The organism is Rhodovulum sp. DZ06, from assembly GCF_050586345.1.
Classification (GTDB): Bacteria; Pseudomonadota; Alphaproteobacteria; order Rhodobacterales; family Rhodobacteraceae; genus JBOCEF01.
Genome location: NZ_JBOCEF010000094.1, coordinates 1 through 4,439 on the forward strand (window position 1 = coordinate 1; position 4,439 = coordinate 4,439).

Sequence of the window (4,439 nt, forward strand, 5' to 3'; positions counted from 1 at the left end):
CCCCCCCCCCCCCCCCCCCCCCCCCCCCCCCCCCCCCCCCCCCCCCCCCCCCCCCCCCCCCCCCCCCCCCGCCCCCGGGAGACGCGCGACCGTTCGGCGCCGGCCCCCCGCCTCGCAGGATCCGCCCGTTCAGGGGGGCCATGCCCCCCGTTCACGGCCGGAGCCGCCGCCCCGGCGGCGGCGCGCCCGGCCCCGCCCGACCGCCCGGTCCTTCAGGCGATCTTCAACCGCGGCGCGGGGGCGAAGCGCAGGAACCCGGCCTCGTCCACCGGGCGCGAAAACAGGTAGCCCTGCAGCACGTCGCAGCCCAGCTCGCGCAGCAGCCGCGCCTGCTCCTCCGTCTCCACCCCCTCGGCCACCGTGGCGATGCCCAGCGTCTCGGCGATGTCCACGATCGCCCGCACCAGCGTGCGCGCGCGCTTCTCGGCCGCCACCGGCGCCACCAGCCGCTGGTCGATCTTCAGCGCCTCCGGCCCCAGCTGCATCAGCCCGATGATCGACGCGTGCCCCGAGCCGAAATCGTCGATCTCGATCTCCACCCCCGCCTCGCGCAGCTGGTCGAGATGGAAGCGGAACACCTCCCCCTCCTCCTCCACCAGCGTGGATTCCAGCAGCTCCATCACCACCTTGGTCGGCCCGCCGCTCATGTCCCGGGCCAGCGCCACCACGTCCGGGTCGTGCATCCGCCCGGGGCTGACGTTGAAGCTGATCCGCGGCGGCACGAGGCCCGCCTCCGCCCAGCGTCCCAGCACCGCGCGGGTCCGGAGCATCATCCGCCGGTCCAGCACCGGGGCCAGGCGAAGCTGTTCGGCCACGTGCATGAAGGCGCCCGGGGCCAGCAGGCCGCGGGTCGGGTGCCGCCAGCGCAGCAGCGCCTCGGCCCCGTGCAGCGCCCCGTCGCGGGCGCGCACCTGCGGCTGGAAGAACGGCTCGAACGCGTCCGTCTCCAGCGCCTCGTGGATCTCTCCCGCCAGCTTGCGGTCGCCCAGGATGTCGCGGTGCAGCTCGGGGGTGAACAGCTCCAGCCGGCTGCGCCCGCCTTCCTTGGCGCGGTAGAGCGCGGCGTCGGCGAAGATCTGGATCTCCACCCCCGTCTCGCCGAGGTCCTCGGCCCGCGCCAGCCCGAAACTGGCGCCGAAATGGCACTGCCGCCCGCGATACATCAGCGGTTCGGCCAGCCGCGCCTGGATCCGGGCGACCAGCGCCGCGGCGTCGTCCGGCGTGCGCCCGGGGGCCAGCAGCAGCGAGAATTCGTCCCCCCCGATGCGCGCCGCGTAATCGCCCGCGCCCAGCGCGGCGCGCAGCACCTCGGCCACCCGCTGCAGCACCAGGTCCCCGGCCTCGTGCCCCAGGGTGTCGTTGACATGCTTGAAGTGGTCCAGGTCGACGCGCACCAGCACGCAATCCTTCGCGCCGCCGCCCTGCGCCGCGGCGATCCGCGCCGACAGCTCGCGGTCATAGCTGCGCCGGTTGGGCAGCCCGGTCAGCCCGTCATGCAGGGCCTGGCGCTCGTTCTCGGCGCGCATCGCGTCGGCCCGGCGATGCGCCTCGGCCAGCTCCTCCTGCCGCTGCACGTCGCCGGTGACGTCGTAGAGGCCGCCCGACCAGGTGACCCCGCCGTCGGGATCGGGCCGGGGGATCGAGTCGCCCTGGATCCACAACGCGCCCCGCGTCGGGTGCTGCACCCGCAGCCGCTCGCTCCAGCGGGTCAGCGCGCGGCGGCTGCGCTCCACGCTCTCCAGCAGGGCGGGCCGGTCGTCGGGATGGATCCGGGCCAGCACGTCCCCTGCCGCGGCCCCGTCGAAGCCCGCGCCATGGCCCAGCAGCTCGGCCGCCCGGGGGCTGAGATAGGGGAACGTGGCCTCGCCCTCCGCCGACTTGCGGAACTCGTACAGGCCGATCGGCGACACCTCGGCGATGATCCGCAGGCGCGAATCCAGCCGGTCGAGCGCCTCGCTCGCCTCGTCCGCGCGGCGCTGCGCGAGGTGCTGGTCGGTGATGTCGACGACGGCGGTGTACCAGATCACCCCGCCGTCCGGCTGCGGCGCGGCGGTGGCGCGGGCCACGAAGTGCCGCTCGCCCTTCTCGGGGTGGTTCACGCGGAACTTCAGCCCGTTCACCGTCCCCGTGCGGGCGCTGCGCTCGAGCCCGCCGGAGAGCAGGGGCAGGTCCTCGGGGACGACGCTGGCCATCATCAGCGACCCGTCGGCGGCCAGCGCCTCGGGCGACACGCCGATCATCTGCGGCAGCCAGGAATTGAAATAGGGCAGGTCGAAGGTCCCGTCCGGGGACATGCGGTATTCCAGCAGCGCGACGGGCGCGTTGTCCGACAGGGTGAAGAGGCGGCGGCGCGCGGCCTCGGCCTCCTGCGCCGCCTGTTCGGCGCGCTCGCGGCTCTCGCGCTGCTCGGTCACGTCGACGGCGCAGCCGAGGATCTTGCGCCGCCCGTCGGCGCGGGTGCGCGCATGCAGGTCCGTGCTGAACCAGCGCCAGGTCCCGTCGCCGCGGCGCAGCCGGTATTCCAGCCGCAGCCGCTGCGCCCGCCCCTCGGCCAGGCTGCGCTTCATGTCCCGGATCGCCTCGAAATCCTCGGGGTGCACGTGGTCGCGCAGCCCATGGATGGTCCCGCCCAGCGCGCCGGGCGCGAGGCCCAGCAGCCGCTCCAGCTCGGCGCTCCAGCGCATCGCGCCCGTTTCGGGGTCGAGATGCCAGGGGACCACGCCCGCGTGCTCGGTGGCGATGGAGAGGAGCCGCGCCGCCTCCTCGGCCGCGGCGCGGGCGTCCGAGGCCTCGCGCAGCGCCCGTTCCAGCTGCGCCTCGCGGGTCTTGCGCCCGGAGATGTCCGAGACGGCGCCGCAGATCACCGGCCTCCCGGTCGCGGCGCCCGCGGGGAACAGCGCGGCGCTGTTCTGCACCCAGGTCCAGCCGCCGTCGCCGCGGCGCAGGCGGTGATCGACGCGCAGCCGCCCGATCCGGCCCGCGAACAGCGCCTCGATCTCCGAGAGCAGGGCGGGCAGGTCCTCGGGGTGGATGCGTTCGCGGTAGATGGAGGTGGGCATCCAGCGGTCGTCCACCGACCAGCCCAGCATCCGGCGGAAGGCGCTGGTGATGCGCATCTGGCGGCTGCCGACGTCGAAATAGTACTGCCCGCTGCCCGCCACGTCCCCGGCGAGGTCGAGGAACCGCACGTGGTCGGCGGCGTCGGCATCGGCCTGGCGGCGGCCCGCGACGGGGCGCGCGGCCCGGGCCGGGCGGGGCGGGACGGGCGCGGCCGCCGCCTGGGCCTCGGCCTCGGCCGCGCCGTCGGGCAGCAGCAGCGCGGCGCGGCCGAACCTGAGCAGCAGGGCGGCGCAACGCCCGTCGCGCAGCGCCGCGCGCAGGGTGCAGGGCAGGAACCGTTCGGTCCCGTCCGGCAGCGTGAAGGCGCAGGCGATCCGCGTTTCGGGGAAGGGGGCGGCGGCGGCGCGGGCGCAGGCGGCGCGCAGGGCCTCCGCCCCGCCCGGCGCCGACAGCGCGTCGAGCGCGCCCGCGGGCCGCCAGCCGGGCCCGCGGCCCAGCGCCTGCGCGAAGGCGTCGTTGGCGCGCAGGATCGCGCCGTCCGGCGTGCAGAGCAGCGCCGGAAGGTCCGCGCCCGCCAGGAACAGATCGAAAAACTCGGCCTCGGCCTCCATGCCGCGCACCCCTTCGCACCAGACGCCCCGTGAGGGCTGAATCGCGCAAAGGGGTGAGGATCGGCTTAAGAGGCGCCCGCCCGGTTTCAGGCCCCAGGCGTATCCTCGGCCAGGCGCCGCAGCACGCCGGCGCGGGTCAGCCGGCCCGCGGGGGCGCCGCCCTTCAGCACCGTCATCGGGGCGTCGTCCTCGGCCAGCCGCCGCAGGGCCTGGGCCACGGGGGCGTCGGCCTCGATGGTCTCGGGCCCGCCCTGCCCCGGCTCGGCCGCATCCCCGGCGGTCAGGACCGAGAGCGGGTTCATGTGGGCCACGAACTCGGCCACGTAGTCATTGGCCGGGTTCGCCGCGATCTGGCGCGGGCTGCCGCATTGCACGATCCGCCCGCCTTCCATGATGGCGATGCGGTTGCCGAGCTTGAACGCCTCGTCGAGGTCATGGCTGACGAAGAGGATGGTGCGCTTCAGCCGCGCCTGAAGCTCCAGCAGCTCGTCCTGCAGCTTGGCGCGGATCAGGGGGTCGAGCGCGCTGAACGGCTCGTCCATCAGCAGGATCGGCGCGTCGGTGGCGAAGGCGCGGGCGAGGCCGACGCGCTGCTGCATGCCGCCGGACAATTCGCCGACCTTCGCGTCGGCGCGCTCCGACAGGCCGACCAGCTCCAGCTGCGCCGCCACCTTCTCGGGGGGGGGGGGGGGGGGGAGTTGGACGAGGACCCACCCCAGGAAGAAAGTTTTTGCCCCCACACGCCAAGGGACCAAGACGAACTTTTAT

1 protein-coding gene and 1 pseudogene are annotated in these 4,439 nt (G+C 75.1%); both read right to left on the reverse strand.

Going from position 1 to position 4,439, the window contains the following annotated elements; genetic code table 11:
* Positions 1-212 precede the first annotated feature (212 nt).
* Entirely contained in the window at positions 213-3,671 is a 3,459-nt protein-coding gene (locus ACQ5SO_RS21195) for a sensor domain-containing protein (protein ID WP_430943644.1), read from the reverse strand.
* A gap of 86 nt (positions 3,672-3,757) precedes the next feature.
* A pseudogene (locus ACQ5SO_RS21200) lies at positions 3,758-4,336 on the reverse strand (ATP-binding cassette domain-containing protein); the annotation flags it as partial.
* Positions 4,337-4,439: the final 103 nt, after the last annotated feature.

Coding starts and splice junctions, on each gene's coding strand:
- ACQ5SO_RS21195 (WP_430943644.1), bottom strand. CDS start 3,671: ATGGAGGCCGAGGCCGAGTTTTTCGATCTGTTCCTGGCGGGCGCGGAC.